20 protein-coding genes are annotated in these 13,665 nt (G+C 42.4%); 1 reads left to right on the plus strand and 19 read right to left on the minus strand.

Annotated elements, in window-relative coordinates:
• Positions 1-195: 195 nt before the first annotated feature.
• Complete coding sequence (locus HYW21_06170) at positions 196-2,229, minus strand: sodium-translocating pyrophosphatase (GenBank protein MBI2548908.1); 2,034 nt, start codon at positions 2,227-2,229, stop codon at positions 196-198.
• A 136-nt stretch (positions 2,230-2,365) separates the two neighbouring features.
• On the opposite strand from HYW21_06170, the gene HYW21_06175 reads away from it, so the two are divergent.
• Positions 2,366-3,490, plus strand: coding sequence for a DUF2029 domain-containing protein (locus HYW21_06175; GenBank protein MBI2548909.1), 1,125 nt, complete (start codon positions 2,366-2,368; stop codon positions 3,488-3,490).
• Here the strand turns inward: HYW21_06175 and HYW21_06180 are convergent.
• The 18 genes from HYW21_06180 to HYW21_06265 form a co-directional block, all read right to left on the minus strand.
• Positions 3,469-3,705 (minus strand): glutathione S-transferase N-terminal domain-containing protein, encoded by a 237-nt coding sequence (locus HYW21_06180; GenBank protein ID MBI2548910.1) that lies wholly within the window; start codon positions 3,703-3,705, stop codon positions 3,469-3,471. The genes HYW21_06175 and HYW21_06180 overlap by 22 nt on opposite strands.
• A gap of 107 nt (positions 3,706-3,812) precedes the next feature.
• Positions 3,813-4,565, minus strand: coding sequence for a DUF106 domain-containing protein (locus tag HYW21_06185; GenBank protein MBI2548911.1), 753 nt, complete (start codon positions 4,563-4,565; stop codon positions 3,813-3,815).
• 27 nt (positions 4,566-4,592) lie between these two features.
• Complete coding sequence (gene secY, locus HYW21_06190) at positions 4,593-5,978, minus strand: preprotein translocase subunit SecY (protein ID MBI2548912.1); 1,386 nt, start codon at positions 5,976-5,978, stop codon at positions 4,593-4,595.
• On the minus strand, positions 5,941-6,444 hold the full coding sequence (locus tag HYW21_06195; protein ID MBI2548913.1) for an uL15 family ribosomal protein: 504 nt from the start codon (positions 6,442-6,444) through the stop codon (positions 5,941-5,943). Before HYW21_06195 ends, secY begins: the two co-directional genes overlap by 38 nt.
• Before the next feature lie 80 nt (positions 6,445-6,524).
• The gene (locus tag HYW21_06200; GenBank protein MBI2548914.1) at positions 6,525-6,974 is read right to left on the minus strand and encodes an uL30 family ribosomal protein; all 450 of its coding nucleotides are present in this window, start codon (positions 6,972-6,974) and stop codon (positions 6,525-6,527) included.
• A 20-nt stretch (positions 6,975-6,994) separates the two neighbouring features.
• Positions 6,995-7,936, minus strand: a complete 942-nt coding sequence (locus HYW21_06205) for a 30S ribosomal protein S5 (GenBank protein ID MBI2548915.1) — start codon at positions 7,934-7,936, stop codon at positions 6,995-6,997.
• A 39-nt stretch (positions 7,937-7,975) separates the two neighbouring features.
• Positions 7,976-8,566 carry a 50S ribosomal protein L18 gene (locus HYW21_06210; protein MBI2548916.1) on the minus strand — a complete coding sequence of 197 codons (591 nt, stop codon included), beginning with the start codon at positions 8,564-8,566 and terminating at the stop codon, positions 7,976-7,978.
• Complete coding sequence (locus HYW21_06215; protein ID MBI2548917.1) at positions 8,553-9,020, minus strand: 50S ribosomal protein L19e; 468 nt, start codon at positions 9,018-9,020, stop codon at positions 8,553-8,555. The genes HYW21_06210 and HYW21_06215 overlap by 14 nt, the downstream gene beginning before the upstream one ends.
• A 2-nt stretch (positions 9,021-9,022) precedes the next feature.
• Positions 9,023-9,631, minus strand: coding sequence for a 50S ribosomal protein L32e (locus HYW21_06220; GenBank protein ID MBI2548918.1), 609 nt, complete (start codon positions 9,629-9,631; stop codon positions 9,023-9,025).
• Positions 9,628-10,182 (minus strand): 50S ribosomal protein L6, encoded by a 555-nt coding sequence (locus HYW21_06225; GenBank protein ID MBI2548919.1) that lies wholly within the window; start codon positions 10,180-10,182, stop codon positions 9,628-9,630. The genes HYW21_06220 and HYW21_06225 overlap by 4 nt, the downstream gene beginning before the upstream one ends.
• Positions 10,183-10,212: 30 nt before the next feature.
• Positions 10,213-10,602 (minus strand): 30S ribosomal protein S8, encoded by a 390-nt coding sequence (locus HYW21_06230; GenBank protein ID MBI2548920.1) that lies wholly within the window; start codon positions 10,600-10,602, stop codon positions 10,213-10,215.
• 50 nt (positions 10,603-10,652) lie between these two features.
• The gene (locus HYW21_06235; protein MBI2548921.1) at positions 10,653-10,883 is read right to left on the minus strand and encodes a 30S ribosomal protein S14; all 231 of its coding nucleotides are present in this window, start codon (positions 10,881-10,883) and stop codon (positions 10,653-10,655) included.
• The gene (locus tag HYW21_06240) at positions 10,880-11,395 is read right to left on the minus strand and encodes a 50S ribosomal protein L5 (GenBank protein MBI2548922.1); all 516 of its coding nucleotides are present in this window, start codon (positions 11,393-11,395) and stop codon (positions 10,880-10,882) included. The genes HYW21_06235 and HYW21_06240 overlap by 4 nt, the downstream gene beginning before the upstream one ends.
• 23 nt (positions 11,396-11,418) lie before the next feature.
• Positions 11,419-12,114, minus strand: coding sequence for a 30S ribosomal protein S4e (locus HYW21_06245; protein MBI2548923.1), 696 nt, complete (start codon positions 12,112-12,114; stop codon positions 11,419-11,421).
• Between the two features lies 1 nt (position 12,115).
• Positions 12,116-12,532 carry a 50S ribosomal protein L24 gene (locus tag HYW21_06250; GenBank protein ID MBI2548924.1) on the minus strand — a complete coding sequence of 139 codons (417 nt, stop codon included), beginning with the start codon at positions 12,530-12,532 and terminating at the stop codon, positions 12,116-12,118.
• A gap of 17 nt (positions 12,533-12,549) precedes the next feature.
• A complete protein-coding gene (locus tag HYW21_06255; GenBank protein ID MBI2548925.1) occupies positions 12,550-12,951 on the minus strand; it encodes a 50S ribosomal protein L14 in 402 nt (133 codons plus the stop codon).
• A gap of 26 nt (positions 12,952-12,977) precedes the next feature.
• Positions 12,978-13,310 carry a 30S ribosomal protein S17 gene (locus tag HYW21_06260; protein ID MBI2548926.1) on the minus strand — a complete coding sequence of 111 codons (333 nt, stop codon included), beginning with the start codon at positions 13,308-13,310 and terminating at the stop codon, positions 12,978-12,980.
• A gap of 67 nt (positions 13,311-13,377) precedes the next feature.
• The gene (locus HYW21_06265) at positions 13,378-13,653 is read right to left on the minus strand and encodes a ribonuclease P protein subunit (protein MBI2548927.1); all 276 of its coding nucleotides are present in this window, start codon (positions 13,651-13,653) and stop codon (positions 13,378-13,380) included.
• Between the last annotated feature and the right edge of the window lie 12 nt (positions 13,654-13,665).

Here is a 13,665-nt window from a genome sequence, read left to right on the forward strand (position 1 = left end):
CAAGAAACAGAAGTATGGTGAAAAGGGGAGAGGAAGGAGTCAGGTGAGACTAACAAATTTTGTAGGATAGGCGAGCAACCCGAGCGAAGCGAGCATGCCACCGTGTCTATGACCGGTGGTGGTTGCAAGCCTATTTGACAAAGCAAAGAAAAAATTAAAGAAAGTAAAGGAACTTTGAAAATCTGCGCGGTGTTGCTAGACGAACAAGGGGACCAGCACCAACGTCAAGGTTGCAAGAAGTTTTATCAAAACATGCAAGCTTGGACCTGCAGTATCCTTAAACGGATCTCCAACCGTGTCGCCAACAACGCTTGCCTTGTGGGGCTCTGAGTTCTTACCACCATAGGCACCGGATTCAATGTATTTCTTTGCATTATCCCACGCCCCCCCACCATTATTGAGAAGCAGTGCCATAATTACTCCGGTTATTGTACCGACCATTAACATTGCTCCTGCTGCCTCAGGCCCAAGGAAAAGTCCAACAGCAATGGGTACAATAATCGCAACAAGACCCGGGAGTACCATCTCGGTTAACGCTCCTTTGGTAGCAATGTCAACACATCTTCCATAATCCGGGTCTGCTTTACCTTTCATGATATCTTTGTTTTCTTTAAACTGTCTCCTGACTTCATTGATGATATAATACGCGGCTTTTCCTACAGCCCGTATTGCAAGGCTGGCAAACATGAAGATAAGCGCTGCGCCAATCAATCCACCAACGAAGACAACTGGCTTGGCCAAATCAATACTCACCAGATGTGCATCGGTGAGGTATGCTGAAAAGAGTAAAAACGCAGCAAGCGCGGCTGAACCTACCGCATAACCTTTGGTCAATGCTTTGGTTGTGTTACCAACAGCATCAAGCCGATCAGTTATTTTTCTGACATCTTCGCGCTGTTTACTCATCTCAACAATGCCTCCTGCATTATCGGTAATTGGACCAAAGTTATCCATGGCAAGGATATATGCTGCTGTGGCAAGCATACCCATGGTTGCAACTGCTGTCCCGAAAAGACCTCCATTCGGTAAGCCAGTCCCTTGTCCTATGAAATAAGAACCAAGCAATGCTCCACTGATGACAAGCACCGGAAGGCCCGTACTTTCAAGACCAACAGAAAAACCAGAAATGATATTCGTTGCGGAACCCGTTACTGAAGCCTGAGCAATTTCTTTCACTGGCCGGTACTTATACTCGGTGTAATACTGGGTAATATACACGAATAATAGGCTCGTGACAATACCAATCAAACCAATGCCAGTAAATGCTATCCAGTAATCAGGCATCATAAGATAAGAGGCAATGCCAAAGCCAATAGCGCTCAATATCGTCGTAATATAGAACCCTCTGTTCAGGGATTTCATGGGATCTTCATCGTTTTTGTTCGAAACCGTCATAATCCCAATCGTCGAAGCGATCAGTCCAAAACTTCTTGCGACCAACGGAAAAATGATTCCAGGAAGTCCAAAAATAGGGAAAAGGACAATGCCCAAGATCATCGCACCGATATTTTCAGCTGCAGTTGACTCAAAAAGGTCAGCTCCTCTCCCTGCACAATCCCCAACATTATCTCCGACAAGGTCTGCGATAACCGCAGGATTTCTTGGATCATCTTCGGGAATTCCTGCTTCAACCTTTCCAACTAAATCAGCTCCAACATCGGCTGCTTTCGTGTAAATCCCTCCACCAAGTTGGGCAAAGAGAGCGACAAAACTTGCACCAAAACCAAAGCCAACAATGAGTAAGGGGGTTTCTGTAGGATTACTTCCGCCTCCATAGCCATAAAAGATTCCGGCTACGCCGATAAGGCTCATGGCTACAACAAGGAGTCCTGAAACCGCTCCGCCACGCATTGCAATTTTAAGTGCCTTATCCAAGCTTGTTCGTGCAGCACTCGCAACACGGATGTTTGCTCTTACCGAAACATACATGCCGACAAAACCAGCAATAGTAGAACATAATGCACCAAGGATAAAGGCAAGTGCAGTGTGCCACGCATAGCTAAAATGCCCAAGAAAGGCATAAACACCAAAGATAATTACGGCAACAACCACGGTGAGAATACCGATGGTGGTGTACTGTCGTTTCATAAAGGCGTTTGCCCCCTGCCTGATGGCATCAGATATCTTCCTCATCTCAGGAGTGCCATCATCTTGCTTGAGCACATACCACGTGAGATATGCTGCCATAAGCAGAGAAACAATGCTGACTAAAAAGACAAACCAAATCATAGTATCAACCCCTTATTTCGTTCTTATCATCCCTTTATTCACTTGAATAAATCTCTTCACGGGGTTCCACTTACTTATAAAGCTATCGTTTTTAAGAGGAGAAAAGTATTTAAGCTTTTGTTATCCCCTTCATCTGATGAAGCTCAAGGTAACGCAGAACATCGTATTTCTTGTTGTCATGATCAGTTTGCTGTTCTGCTTCGTTATCAAGTTGTTAGGTTTCTTAAACATTGTACCGTGGTTCGTAGGATATAGTGATGTCGGTTTTTATTCTAGTATTGCACTGAAAGACGGCATTGCTTATCTGAGTAATGATGTCCAACACCCTTATCCGATCATCACTGCGCTATTTACCGAACTCATGGCATTTTTAGGAAGAACTCGCCTGGGCTATTTTTTGCTTTCAGAACTCTTCTTAATGATTTTCGCATTGCTCACGACTTTTTTTCTTCTGAAGCTGGTGAATTTATCTGAGAAGGGCTCATCGAAACAAGTCGTACTCTTCTGGGCAATTGCTCCCTCCCTGTTTCTCTTTTCTCTGTATAATTGGGATATGATCGTGTTATTGTTCACCGTCCTTGCATTCTATTTCTTCAAGAAGGAACGTTATGTACTTGCTGCGTTCTTTCTGTCATTGGGATTCTCGAGTAAATTGTATCCTGTACTCTATCTCCTTCCCTTTCTTCTTCACCGCTATGTGCACCGCGATTGGAAACGAATAGGGTTGATGCTGGGAACCTTTATTGGAACATTTTTGATGATAAATCTCTTTTTTATACTTAAGAATTTCAAGGGATGGTTAGCCTTTGTTTTGTTCTATCAAGCAAAAGTGCCTAATCCAGACTCATTTTGGGGGGTTGTTTTAACCTATTTTCCTGAGCTTCATCCAGAAGTAGTATTCATGGTTACGGCAGCAGGGTTTATTGTTGCATACTTTTTTGTGGTGTGGAAATTCCGTACAGAAACAGTGCTGAAATCATGTTTTTTCATTACCCTTCTTTTCCTTTTTTTCAATAAAGTATTTTCTCCCCAATACTTGCTGTGGTTATTACCTTTCTTTACCATACTCTCTTTTTCGAACAAATCTTTGCTGTTTTATTGTCTTGAATTGAGTAATGTATTGGTTGTTGTTTTTATTTTGCCGTATTTGCTCATAGAATCAGCTCCACTCCTGCTCTACCATCTAGCAGCTATTTTCGTTGTCCTTCGACAAATTGCACTCGGTGCTATTATGTATCATCAACGAATGCCAAGCAACTGAGATAATTTTAGCTTGTTGAATCCGACGACAACAGTATCATCAACAAGAATAACCGGAACGCCAAGCTGACCTGATTTTTCGATCATTTCATTTCTTGCTTCTTCATCTTCAGCGACATTATAGTCGGTAAACGTAATCTTATTCTGTTGTAAAAATTCCTTAGCTTTGTGGCACCAAGGACAGGCCTCAGTGCTAAATACTTTAACGGTTGGCATTATACTCACCTCAGAGATAGTTCATATAAAAGAAGAGATGGTCGGTTTATAAAGATTATGAAGTTCGGTAAATGACGATGGAATCATTTACCGAGCCATAAGCAGAGTTAATGAAGATTCATCATTTTTCGAAGGGCCATGCTAAAGATAAGAGAAAAAATAATATAGGTTCCTAACCAGCCGGGATACCACCCAAAGATGTTGAACCCGCCAAACGGTTTCAGTTTTTCATGGTTAACACGAATAGCCTTTAATGCTGGATCCTTGACCATTTCCGTAGGCTCAAGATATTCGGGTTCTGCGCTCACCAGAATTTCTTTCTTAAACTGCCGTCCTTGATAAAGGTACGTCAGGGTATATTTACCCGCAGTTTCTGCAGAAACATACCACCATGCAGTACCGTTGCTCAGATCCTGTGTTTCGTTGCCAACAATTGATAAACCTTGGGGAACCTCGAGGGTGATAGATCCTCCATAACCAGCATTGGCTTCAACCTGTGTTGTAAATTGTTTTCCTGGTTGTAATGGCTCGTAGGCATAATGGGCATTAAGCCAGCCAAAAATAATGATAATGGGGATAAAGGTAATTAATGTCGGTTTCAATGACTTTGTCATGTATTGTAGATTTTTCTCCATCATTTTTTTCTGGAGATTCATCATCTTCTGTGGATGTTGCTTCAAATCCTTCATCTGCTGCTGTAATGCCTTAATATCATCTTTTAATTCCTTCATGACTTTCTGATCGGTCATGAATTTATAGGCGATAGAGATAACCATGGCAATGATAAAGGAAATAAGAATGAGAGCAACAGCTGGAGGAAGATTCAATAGAGGACGAAAGAGGGGATCAAGGAAGCTCATAGCTTTATGTTTCTCCAATCTACAGCTCTATGCCATAAATTTTCGTAATGCAGGATACATATCCATCATATGTTGCTGCGCAATTTCTTCGTAAAGACGATAGACAATCATGACCGTGAGGAGAATTCCCGTACCGTTACTCAATGCACCTGAAATATCCGCAAGTCCTGCAAGTATACCGACGGCTATAGCACCCATAACGGTTAATGGACCAATGTACCTCTCTAAAATTTTTTCGAGTACTCTTTGATCATTTCTAAATCCCGGAATTTGTAGGCCAGATGCCATAATATTCTTGGCCTGTGAACGAGCATCCATACCCGCGGTTTGAACCCAGAACCAACTAAAGAGGACAGCTCCTGCAATCATAATCAACAGATAGACAAATGCATGACTTAAGTCACCAAAGTTTAAACTCCCGGTAATCACACGCTGCACAAGATTTGGCGGGAAGATCCAGGTAACCAATCCACTTGCAGGATTATTTCCTGCATACGTTCCAAGAAGAGGATACCCCCAGTTCTGCAGCAACCGCGCCCAGAGTTGGATATTTGCAAGAAGAGCAGCAATCAAAATAACCGGAATATTGCTGGTGTAGATAAAATTAAGCGGCCATCGAATGCCATGACCACGGATACGGCCAAAACTCAGGGGAATCTCAATTTTCATGGCCTGTGCATAAACCGCTATGACAAAGACGAGAATAGTTGCAACGACTGCTGCAATAGCTAAGGTAGCACTGATAGGATCACCAGATGCAATAAACTGGAAAAATGAAGGAATTGCTCCTGTTGCAACACCTGGGTTTGTAGGGCTCGGTAAAAAAGAAAAGCTTCTAACCATGATCTGTTTTGAAACTCCCGCTGCAATAAACAAGGAAATGCCTGATCCGAATCCCCACTTGCTGATTACCTCATCCATAAAGAGAATGAGCATGCCTCCTAAAAATAACTGGAAAATAAGGACCAACTGAAGTTGTAAATAAACTGAACTTCCAACCGTTGACGGTGGTGCTAATCCACCAAGCATGACATAGATGAATGCTTCAAAGATGATGAAAAATATCGCTAATAGTTTTTGAATTCCCTGAAAATTCCGTTTTCCTTCATGTGTTGTCAAATCAAACTTGACGATTCCTGAACCATTCAACAGCTGAAGAACAATAGACGCAGTAACAATAGGACCAATACCCAAGGAAATTAATGATCCAAACTCTGCTCCTAATATGATGGATAGATATTCAAACTGCTGTAAGGCGTTTGCACCAAGTCCAAAGAGAGGGATAAGGCCTAGGACGAAAAATAGGATAAGAACAAGACCAGTCCACTTGAGTTTCTCTTTAAAAGAAAGACGCCTCTGGGTTGGGCCTGCTACTTCAGGCAGATTCATCAGAACGCTTTTCCACAGGGACATGCTTTTTTTCCTCTTCTGATTTCTTCGATAAAAGGACTACGGTACCACCGGCCTTTTTAATTTTTTCGATTATTGGTTGTGATGCTGCTTTGACGGTGATGTTCCATTGTCTCACAACAGCGCCCTTACCTAAGAGCTTATCGTATCCATGGTCGTGAAGATTAAGTACATACGTACCGTTTTTTTCTCCGATAACACCCTTAGCAAGCAGCGAAGGAAGTTTTTGTTCTAGATCAAAGAGGGTAATAGATCGTTGTGATTTCTTCAATGACGTAAATCCATGTTTTCCAAAATACGGCTCTGTTTCAGTAACAAAATGCTGCTTCCGTGCATCTCCTCGTTTACCAGAACCTGCATTACCTCGACCACCACGGTTACCTGCACCACGGTGTTTTTTCATTGCGCCCCATCCATGGGTTTTGCTTCCGCGCATTCGTACATTCTTTTTTCGTTTATTAACCGTCATGAGTATCATCCTTTGCGTTAAACAAGTGATAGCAACTGAGCTTTCTCTTGCAACTGAGCTTTCTCTTATTAAATTATTAATTAAACCATCGCTCTAATCAAGTCGTTGATTTTTTCTCGGCGATAGCCAAGCGCGCCACCTAAAGTAAATGGGGTCTTAATGCCTTTACGTTCAAATCCGCCCCGTGGTGGATGAAGCCGAAAAAAAGGCTTTATGGCGTTCTTATCCCGAGGATCTACTTCGCTTCTTTTTTCTTTTAACAGCTGAAAGGTCTCTTCAGTAATCTCTCCATAGGTAACATAATCTTTAACGCGATTAATCATACCTACGATTGCTTTAGTCTTTGGATATACTGAGCAGTAATGGCTTCGATGGAGATGCAACATAGCAATCGTATCTTTTACCACTTGTTGCGCTCCCATCAGTGATCGAATACGAATAACCGCTACCCTTCCTTCAACTGAAGAAGCTTTTCCGGCACTCGGCTTGCTCAATTTCTGCTCTGATTTCTTTTGTGTGATTGAATCCATTTTTACTCCTTACTTACTCCTTACTCGCCTTCGGTGATAGTAACGGCAACTTCCTTAGTTTCAGTGAGTTTATCTGTTTGCTTAGGAACTTTTCCTTCAACAACACAATAATTCTGGGCATACCTCTCAGGGATTTTCGTTCGCATAAGTTGACGCAAGGCATTGTCGCACGCCTTCATAAGGTTGGTCTTTGTCGTCGTAGTCCCTTCAGTCTTTGACCAGATATCTTTAATGCCCGCAAGAGACAAAATCTTCCCACATTCTTCCTCAATACATAAGCCCGTTCCTTTTGGAGCAGGTATAAGCATGATAGAACAGGATCCACATTTTCCATGAACCTTGAATGGGATTGAATGGGGAGTTTTACAGTCGCATTCCCAAGAACCACAACCTCGTCTAATTTTAATAACATTCAGCTTTGCCTTTCGGATGGCTTTTTCACGTGTCGGCACGGTTTCTTTTGATTTCCCATATCCCATACCATAGTGTCCGTTGCGGTCGCCAACAATGGCAATAGTTGCAAAGTGAGGCTTGTTTCCTTCTTGTGTTTTCTTTTGCGTCTGCTTAAAGACTCTTCGCTGACCACCACCGAACTTTCCTTTTGACTGACCAACTAAGAGGAGCTCAGTTTCAAGGTCCGGCAAAAGAGCATCGCTAATTTCAGCTTCAAGGATTTTTTGTCCATGATCGAGAATTTGGTCGATGTCCGTAATCTCTCGTTCCTTTACCCTTTTCCCAAGTGTTGTTTTTGGTTTCCATGATTCAATACTCAACTTTTGTTTCTCTTCAGGGACGCTCTCTCCCGGTTCTACTTCAAGAGGAACTTCTGGAACGATTTCTTCTACTACCGCTTCCTTATCTAAGACAATGCTCTCTTCTTCATCAGCCTCTTTGAGCGGTTCCTCTTGCGTTGCTTTCTCTGGTTTATTTTTTCGTTCCTTTCGGGTATCGGGTCTTGCCATTTTTCTTCGACTTCTCTTTCATTTCCTGAATCACTATTTTCATTTATTTTTAACGTCAGCCTTTGACTTTGTAGAGGTTTGAACCCCTTGAAGGATACGCTGCTTTACGTCAGTGAAAAGCGTAGACATTGCTACGGGCATTCGCTGTGAAAATTGATGTTTTCCCTCTTTGAAAGATTGTGCATAGGCAACAATGTGTGCTCCTGCTAAACGCTCTTGCGTAGGAAGCATATCTGGTGCACAGGGAATCTGAAATCCAGCATCCAAAGCACCCTTTACCAAGGCATATATCCTCGAGCCTTTGGTTGAGGGAATAAGACCAATATCAAGGATAGCTTTATCAAGGTTCATTGTTTTTGCTTTTGTACCAAAAAGTAATCCTGTCAAATAAGCAGCAGGAATGTTACCTGTGCCTAAATTCCATCCGTAGGAGGAAAGTTCACGAGAGTAAGCACTCAAGAGAACCTTGTCGCCAGTAGGGTAATACGATACTGCCTGCACGCCGATATGCTTTAACGATTTTCGAACGACAAGCCTTACGGTTCTTGAAACGAGCAACTTTCTCCGTTTTCGATAATTGGTTACTTTTTTCCTCCGAAGAGGTACTGGGTGTGGTTTACTTTCTTTCATTGTTCTTAGGAGCAACAAGCTTGTGCTCTTCCAAGTATAGTTTTAAGTGACGCTGGCTTCTAAAGAAGCCACCTTTTGCTTTCTGATAGAGATCGTGATAGGCTTCATGGGTAATGCGATTGCCATCCCGCAAGGTCTTTAAGAGTGCACGCTGAAGTCTGATGTGGGCCATCCACACAAGCTTTCTTGGTAATCGTGCATTGAAAGTTCCTTTTCTCTTTCCGTGTCCTCGCCGCCTTCCTTTCTTTTCTTGCATTTGACGCTTTCTTGCACGAACACGGGAGGTTCCACGAATAGGAAGCGCAATAATAGCGTTGTTACTCATGAGCAGCTTGAGATCATGCTTTGTAATGGCTTCTTTGATTTCATCCAAGCGAGCGGTATCAAATCGAACGCGTTTTGGCGAAACTTTCAAGATTTTTGCAGCAAGTGCTTTTTGTGTTGTCAGATCCATGGTTATCCTTCTGCGTCTTTTTTCGTCAGGACTTTATCCATTTCTTTCTTCATGGCTTCTTTTTTTTCATCATCGGTCTTAACTGCTTCCTCAATGCTTTTCTTCTCTTTTTCCTTTGCCAGTCTCTCTTGTTCTTTTTGTTTGGTTTCTTTTTCCTTCTGAGATACCACTTTTGCTTCTCGTTTCTTCTGTTGTATCTGTTCTATATCGGTGAGGAAGGCCTGTGGATCGCGAAGATTGAGAATGGTAATTCCCCGCTGCATTGCTTCTTTGACAAGCACTACTTTTTTCCGCTTGCCAACACTTGCAGCAATAATCATCCCATCAGTTTCAGGATTAAGGGAAGTTATATCGTCAAGTGTAACAACGGTCTTTTGCGCAAGTCCGGATGGATGCAAACCCTTGACCAGTCGGGGAGACCCATATCCAGGAGTTACATTCTTAATATGACCTTTGAGTTTAAGACGTAGCTTGGAGTGCATACCTTGAGGCTTTCTCCAGCCAACATTAACCTTTTTTCTCTGATGACAATCCTGCCGTAAAAAGGTTGGCTTCTTTGCTTTCAATTGCTTGCGCAAGGTAAGGAGATCTTGCGTTGTTTTTAGTGTCATTGTATTTCCTTTCCGTCTTTATGATAAATATAAATACCATCCTGAAATATTCTTCGGTCGAATCCAGTTCGTCGCGTAAGCTGTTCAATCGATGCAGCTGTTTGACTAGCCACTTCTTTATTAACCCCTTCAACAATAACCTCGGTACCCTCAACTTTAACGGTAACTCCTTCTGAAATTTTAAGCGTCCGTGGAATTTTTTCACCAAAGAGGTTTTTTACCATAAATTGTCCTTTTTGAACACTGACGTTCATTGGAAAATGGCCTGAGCAAATTCTCAGTTTGTAGACGTGGCCATGGAGCACCCCCTTACACATGTTTTTGAGATGGGCGAGGTTCGTTCTAATATGAGTTACTTCACGCTGTGTCGCGTGAGGGGCTGTTGCGATTAACTTTTGGTTGTTCACCACAAAAGAGATCTTTGGATTAGTTACCATTCTTCGGATTTCGCCTTTTGGGCCCTTTACCGTAACAACTCCCTTTGCTAGGTGTATCGTGACCTTCTCCGGGATAATTACTGATTCCTCATACGTAGGTCTTTGGTTGGTCATAGACGACAATCTGCAGGTTGCGTAGGTAAACTAATACGCATACGCAAGCAGCTTTCCTCCTAATCCTTTTTGTTTTGCCTCATAATGAGTCATAATCCCCCCAGAGGTTGTGACAATAAGCATACCAAAATCTTTTGCTGGTAAAAATCGTTTTTCAAAGCGAACATATTCTTGTTTAGTGATAGGATACCGAGGTTTAATTGCTCCGCACTGGTTAATCTTTCCCAAAAGGTTTACTCGTAAAAGATTGCCTCGTCCATCTTCTACGGTCTTTGCCTCTCCGAGAAGGTGAGCGTTTTGCATGACCTCAAGTACTTTAACAATAAGCTTAGAGGTTGGTTTAACTAAACATTCTTTTTTCCCCGACCGCTCTGCATTCATAATCAGTGAGAGCGCGTTTGCCAATGGATCATTTAACATTGTTTGTCACCAATAGTTTGTTCTCGTTTATTGCTAGAGTTGTGTATACGTTATGAAAATTTTTTAAACCCGAATAATGAAGCGGTTTCTCGAAAGCATTGTCGACAGAGGTGGACTCCGTATTTTCGTATATGGGCCTTAAATCGTCCACATCGTGTACAACGCCGGTTGCAAACTCCACAGCTGCGCTTTGCCGGCTCATTGTGCTTGAGGAATTTTTTCAGCTTGACTGGCTTTGCCTTGAGCTGCTTGAACGCCTTTTTATAGTAACTTACCGTCATTCTTCCCCACCTACACTGATCTTAAAATGCTCTTTCATAAACGCAATTGCCTCTGCCTTTGTTACGCGATGTTTTTTTCCAATAGCCGCAGGTTTGCTTTTTCGTTTCTTCACACGATACCCTGCCTTTTCTAAGGTAACACCTGCCTGAAGTCCGATAACCCCTATCTCCGGGTCATAGTCAACTTTTGGAATGTCAATATATTCGGGGATACCAAAGGAAACATTACCACAATTGTCAAAATTCGATTCACCTAATTTACGGTCTTTTGCTTGAAGCAACCGAGTTAAAAGTTCTTTTGCCGCTTCATTTCTCAAGGTTACTTTACAACCCACAGGTAAGCCTGGGCGAAGACCCCATCCCTGGATTCTCTTCTGAGTAATGGTCTTCATAGGCTCATGATTGCTGATGGTCTTTAGTAGCTTCAACCCCTTGGTAAGCACGGCCTGTTCTTTTCCTGCCCCGATGTTAAGGGTTAATTTCGCGATCCGAAGTTGTTGCATTGGGTTCATAGTGATTGTTTATTTTTTGGTATTTACGCAAGAGCGACTAAAGGGGTTTCTTTTCCAACAACAAGAGCATATGCTTTTGCGGTTTGCAAGAGCTCGTCTCCCTTCTTGATGGTAACGCTCTTTTGAGTAATCTCCTGGAGGGTTGCTGTTTGGCCACGATACGTTCCTCGAAGGAAATACGCCAAAGCCCCCTTAGCAAAAGGAAGATGATCGACAATAGTCCGTTCAGGAAGCTGGAGAACAACACTGTCCCCCACCCTGAAAGGAGTGTTCATATCCGGTAATAAAAAGGTATGTCCATTGCGCAGGATAAGTTGAACCTTGCCCCCGGTAAGGAATTTTTTTCCTTCAACACGGAAAATTACTTTTGTGGCTTCCTCTTTTGAAATAGGCACAAGGGTTAATTTTCCAGTTTTTCCGAAAACCATACGAAAATGACCATTAACTTCAAGGATCTCAAAGACGTCCATAACTCCCACTAAGAACGCAGGGTCTTTTTGACGTCTCCCATTGACCATTACCGAACGATTGTTAAGAATGTAACGTACTTCTTTCCGGGTATTTGCGAGATGTAAAATCTCTCTGAGGACAACAACAAGTGGTAGCCCTTCTTCAAGGGTGTGTGCTCCCGGGTGTGGCCGTGTGATAAACGTGTTTTCTTTTTTACTAATCGGCCAGGTCTTTGGTGCATTAATCCGTTTAAGATGGTGCTTTGTCATGTTAGTGCTCGCTCCGTTTAGGAGTTTGTTCTGTTTTTTCTCCACCAGTTAACTTTAATTTCCGCTTTTGATCATCAAGGTTGAGGTCAAGGATCATAACCTTTGAAGGATGTATCGGATAAAAGGTTTTTGAGCCATCTTTTTTGGTGACGTCGAGTTTCTCGATATAAAGCTTGGTGCGCTTCACATCAACGCGTTCAATTTTCCCGGTGTGCCCCTTGAATTGTCCACGAGTAACGCGTACTCTGTCGCCCTTTTTCACACGGAACGAACGTTTCTGGTACTTCTTTCGAAGTTCCTTTGAGAGGGGACTATTAAGAAACTTCCCTTTAATATGGAGGGGTGCATGCGCTCGATATTTTCGCTGCTTTCTCCGTTGCGTGCTTGCTTTCCAGTGTGTTGAAAATAATGGTTTCATGATAATCATCTACGTGGTTAAACAATAATACTTGCTACCTTTGCGATAGCTGGCCAGCGCTCGCAGACTTCCTTTGCGATAGGCCCCTTAAAGATAGTCCCTTTTGGATTTCCCTTATCATCTTTCAAGACAACTGCTGCATTGTCTTCAAATTTAATTCTTGTTCCGTCTGGTCTTCGGTATTCTTTTCGCTGCCTTACGATAACTGCTAAAACCGTTTGTTTACGCATTGCTGGACGACCTTTTTTAACTGACGCCATGACAAGATCGCCAACGCCTGCAGAGGGATATCTCCCTTTAACCGTTCGAGCGCCCATGACCGTAAATAATTTTATGACCTTTGCCCCTGAATTGTCACAGGTTGGGACATAACATCCTAGGGGGAGTGCTTTTGGAATTCTTGCTTTAACGGCTTGCATTTTTCGTGAATCTCTCCATGTTTTGATTACTCTTTAATAACCTGGACAACAACAAATTTCTTTGTTTTACTTATTGGTCTTGTCTCAGCAATCTGAACTTTTAATCCTTGCTCAACATCCAGACAAGGAGGAACGTGGGCTGCGAGTTTGGTATATCTTTTTTCATAACGTTCGTACTTAGGAACATATCTTCGACGTTCCCATCCCACCTGCACGGTCTTATGGAATTTCTTTGTCAAAACCGTGCCAACAAAGACACGACCACGTACCTTAAATGATCCGTGAAAAGGACAATGTTTATCCTGACAGGAGGTTGCAGGTGTTTGAACAGCCAAACCGATAGTTGTTGTTTGTTTCATTTTCGTCTTGTATTTGCATTATTGACCTATTATCGATATTGTCGTATTATTATACTTTTTTCTTGGTTTAGGAAGGGATCCTTTTTTTGACGCGGTCCTCTGGTCTTCCGACCAAAAGCTTTCCTTGCACGCTGATTTTTTTTCCCTCGATAACCAGTTCGATCGTGATTGTATTTTTTAACAGCTGTTTTCTGCCCGTAGTGGTTGTAATGACCAAGGTTTGTTTGGTTTCATCAATGATTTTGCCGTGCATCCCAATAAGCACTTTATTAAGGGAATCGACAACGGTTAGTTCTCGACCTATCAGTTCTCCTCGCAAAAGTTCAAATCCACGACTGCTCATGATTTTAGTTAT

The sequence above is a fragment of the Candidatus Woesearchaeota archaeon genome (genome assembly GCA_016187565.1).
GTDB lineage: Archaea > Nanobdellota > Nanobdellia > Woesearchaeales > JACPJR01 > JACPJR01.

Excerpts from the sequence above, each read along its gene's own strand:
- HYW21_06170 (MBI2548908.1), bottom strand. The coding sequence starts at position 2,229 with ATGATTTGGTTTGTCTTTTTAGTCAGCATTGTTTCTCTGCTTATGGCA.
- HYW21_06175 (MBI2548909.1), top strand. The coding sequence starts at position 2,366 with ATGAAGCTCAAGGTAACGCAGAACATCGTATTTCTTGTTGTCATGATC.
- HYW21_06180 (MBI2548910.1), bottom strand. The coding sequence starts at position 3,705 with ATGCCAACCGTTAAAGTATTTAGCACTGAGGCCTGTCCTTGGTGCCAC.
- HYW21_06185 (MBI2548911.1), bottom strand. The coding sequence starts at position 4,565 with ATGAGCTTCCTTGATCCCCTCTTTCGTCCTCTATTGAATCTTCCTCCA.
- secY (MBI2548912.1), bottom strand. The coding sequence starts at position 5,978 with ATGTCCCTGTGGAAAAGCGTTCTGATGAATCTGCCTGAAGTAGCAGGC.
- HYW21_06195 (MBI2548913.1), bottom strand. The coding sequence starts at position 6,444 with ATGACGGTTAATAAACGAAAAAAGAATGTACGAATGCGCGGAAGCAAA.
- HYW21_06200 (MBI2548914.1), bottom strand. The coding sequence starts at position 6,974 with ATGGATTCAATCACACAAAAGAAATCAGAGCAGAAATTGAGCAAGCCG.
- HYW21_06205 (MBI2548915.1), bottom strand. The coding sequence starts at position 7,936 with ATGGCAAGACCCGATACCCGAAAGGAACGAAAAAATAAACCAGAGAAA.
- HYW21_06210 (MBI2548916.1), bottom strand. The coding sequence starts at position 8,566 with ATGAAAGAAAGTAAACCACACCCAGTACCTCTTCGGAGGAAAAAAGTA.
- HYW21_06215 (MBI2548917.1), bottom strand. The coding sequence starts at position 9,020 with ATGGATCTGACAACACAAAAAGCACTTGCTGCAAAAATCTTGAAAGTT.
- HYW21_06220 (MBI2548918.1), bottom strand. The coding sequence starts at position 9,631 with ATGACACTAAAAACAACGCAAGATCTCCTTACCTTGCGCAAGCAATTG.
- HYW21_06225 (MBI2548919.1), bottom strand. The coding sequence starts at position 10,182 with ATGACCAACCAAAGACCTACGTATGAGGAATCAGTAATTATCCCGGAG.
- HYW21_06230 (MBI2548920.1), bottom strand. The coding sequence starts at position 10,602 with ATGTTAAATGATCCATTGGCAAACGCGCTCTCACTGATTATGAATGCA.
- HYW21_06235 (MBI2548921.1), bottom strand. The coding sequence starts at position 10,883 with ATGACGGTAAGTTACTATAAAAAGGCGTTCAAGCAGCTCAAGGCAAAG.
- HYW21_06240 (MBI2548922.1), bottom strand. The coding sequence starts at position 11,395 with ATGAACCCAATGCAACAACTTCGGATCGCGAAATTAACCCTTAACATC.
- HYW21_06245 (MBI2548923.1), bottom strand. The coding sequence starts at position 12,114 with ATGACAAAGCACCATCTTAAACGGATTAATGCACCAAAGACCTGGCCG.
- HYW21_06250 (MBI2548924.1), bottom strand. The coding sequence starts at position 12,532 with ATGAAACCATTATTTTCAACACACTGGAAAGCAAGCACGCAACGGAGA.
- HYW21_06255 (MBI2548925.1), bottom strand. The coding sequence starts at position 12,951 with ATGCAAGCCGTTAAAGCAAGAATTCCAAAAGCACTCCCCCTAGGATGT.
- HYW21_06260 (MBI2548926.1), bottom strand. The coding sequence starts at position 13,310 with ATGAAACAAACAACAACTATCGGTTTGGCTGTTCAAACACCTGCAACC.
- HYW21_06265 (MBI2548927.1), bottom strand. The coding sequence starts at position 13,653 with ATGAGCAGTCGTGGATTTGAACTTTTGCGAGGAGAACTGATAGGTCGA.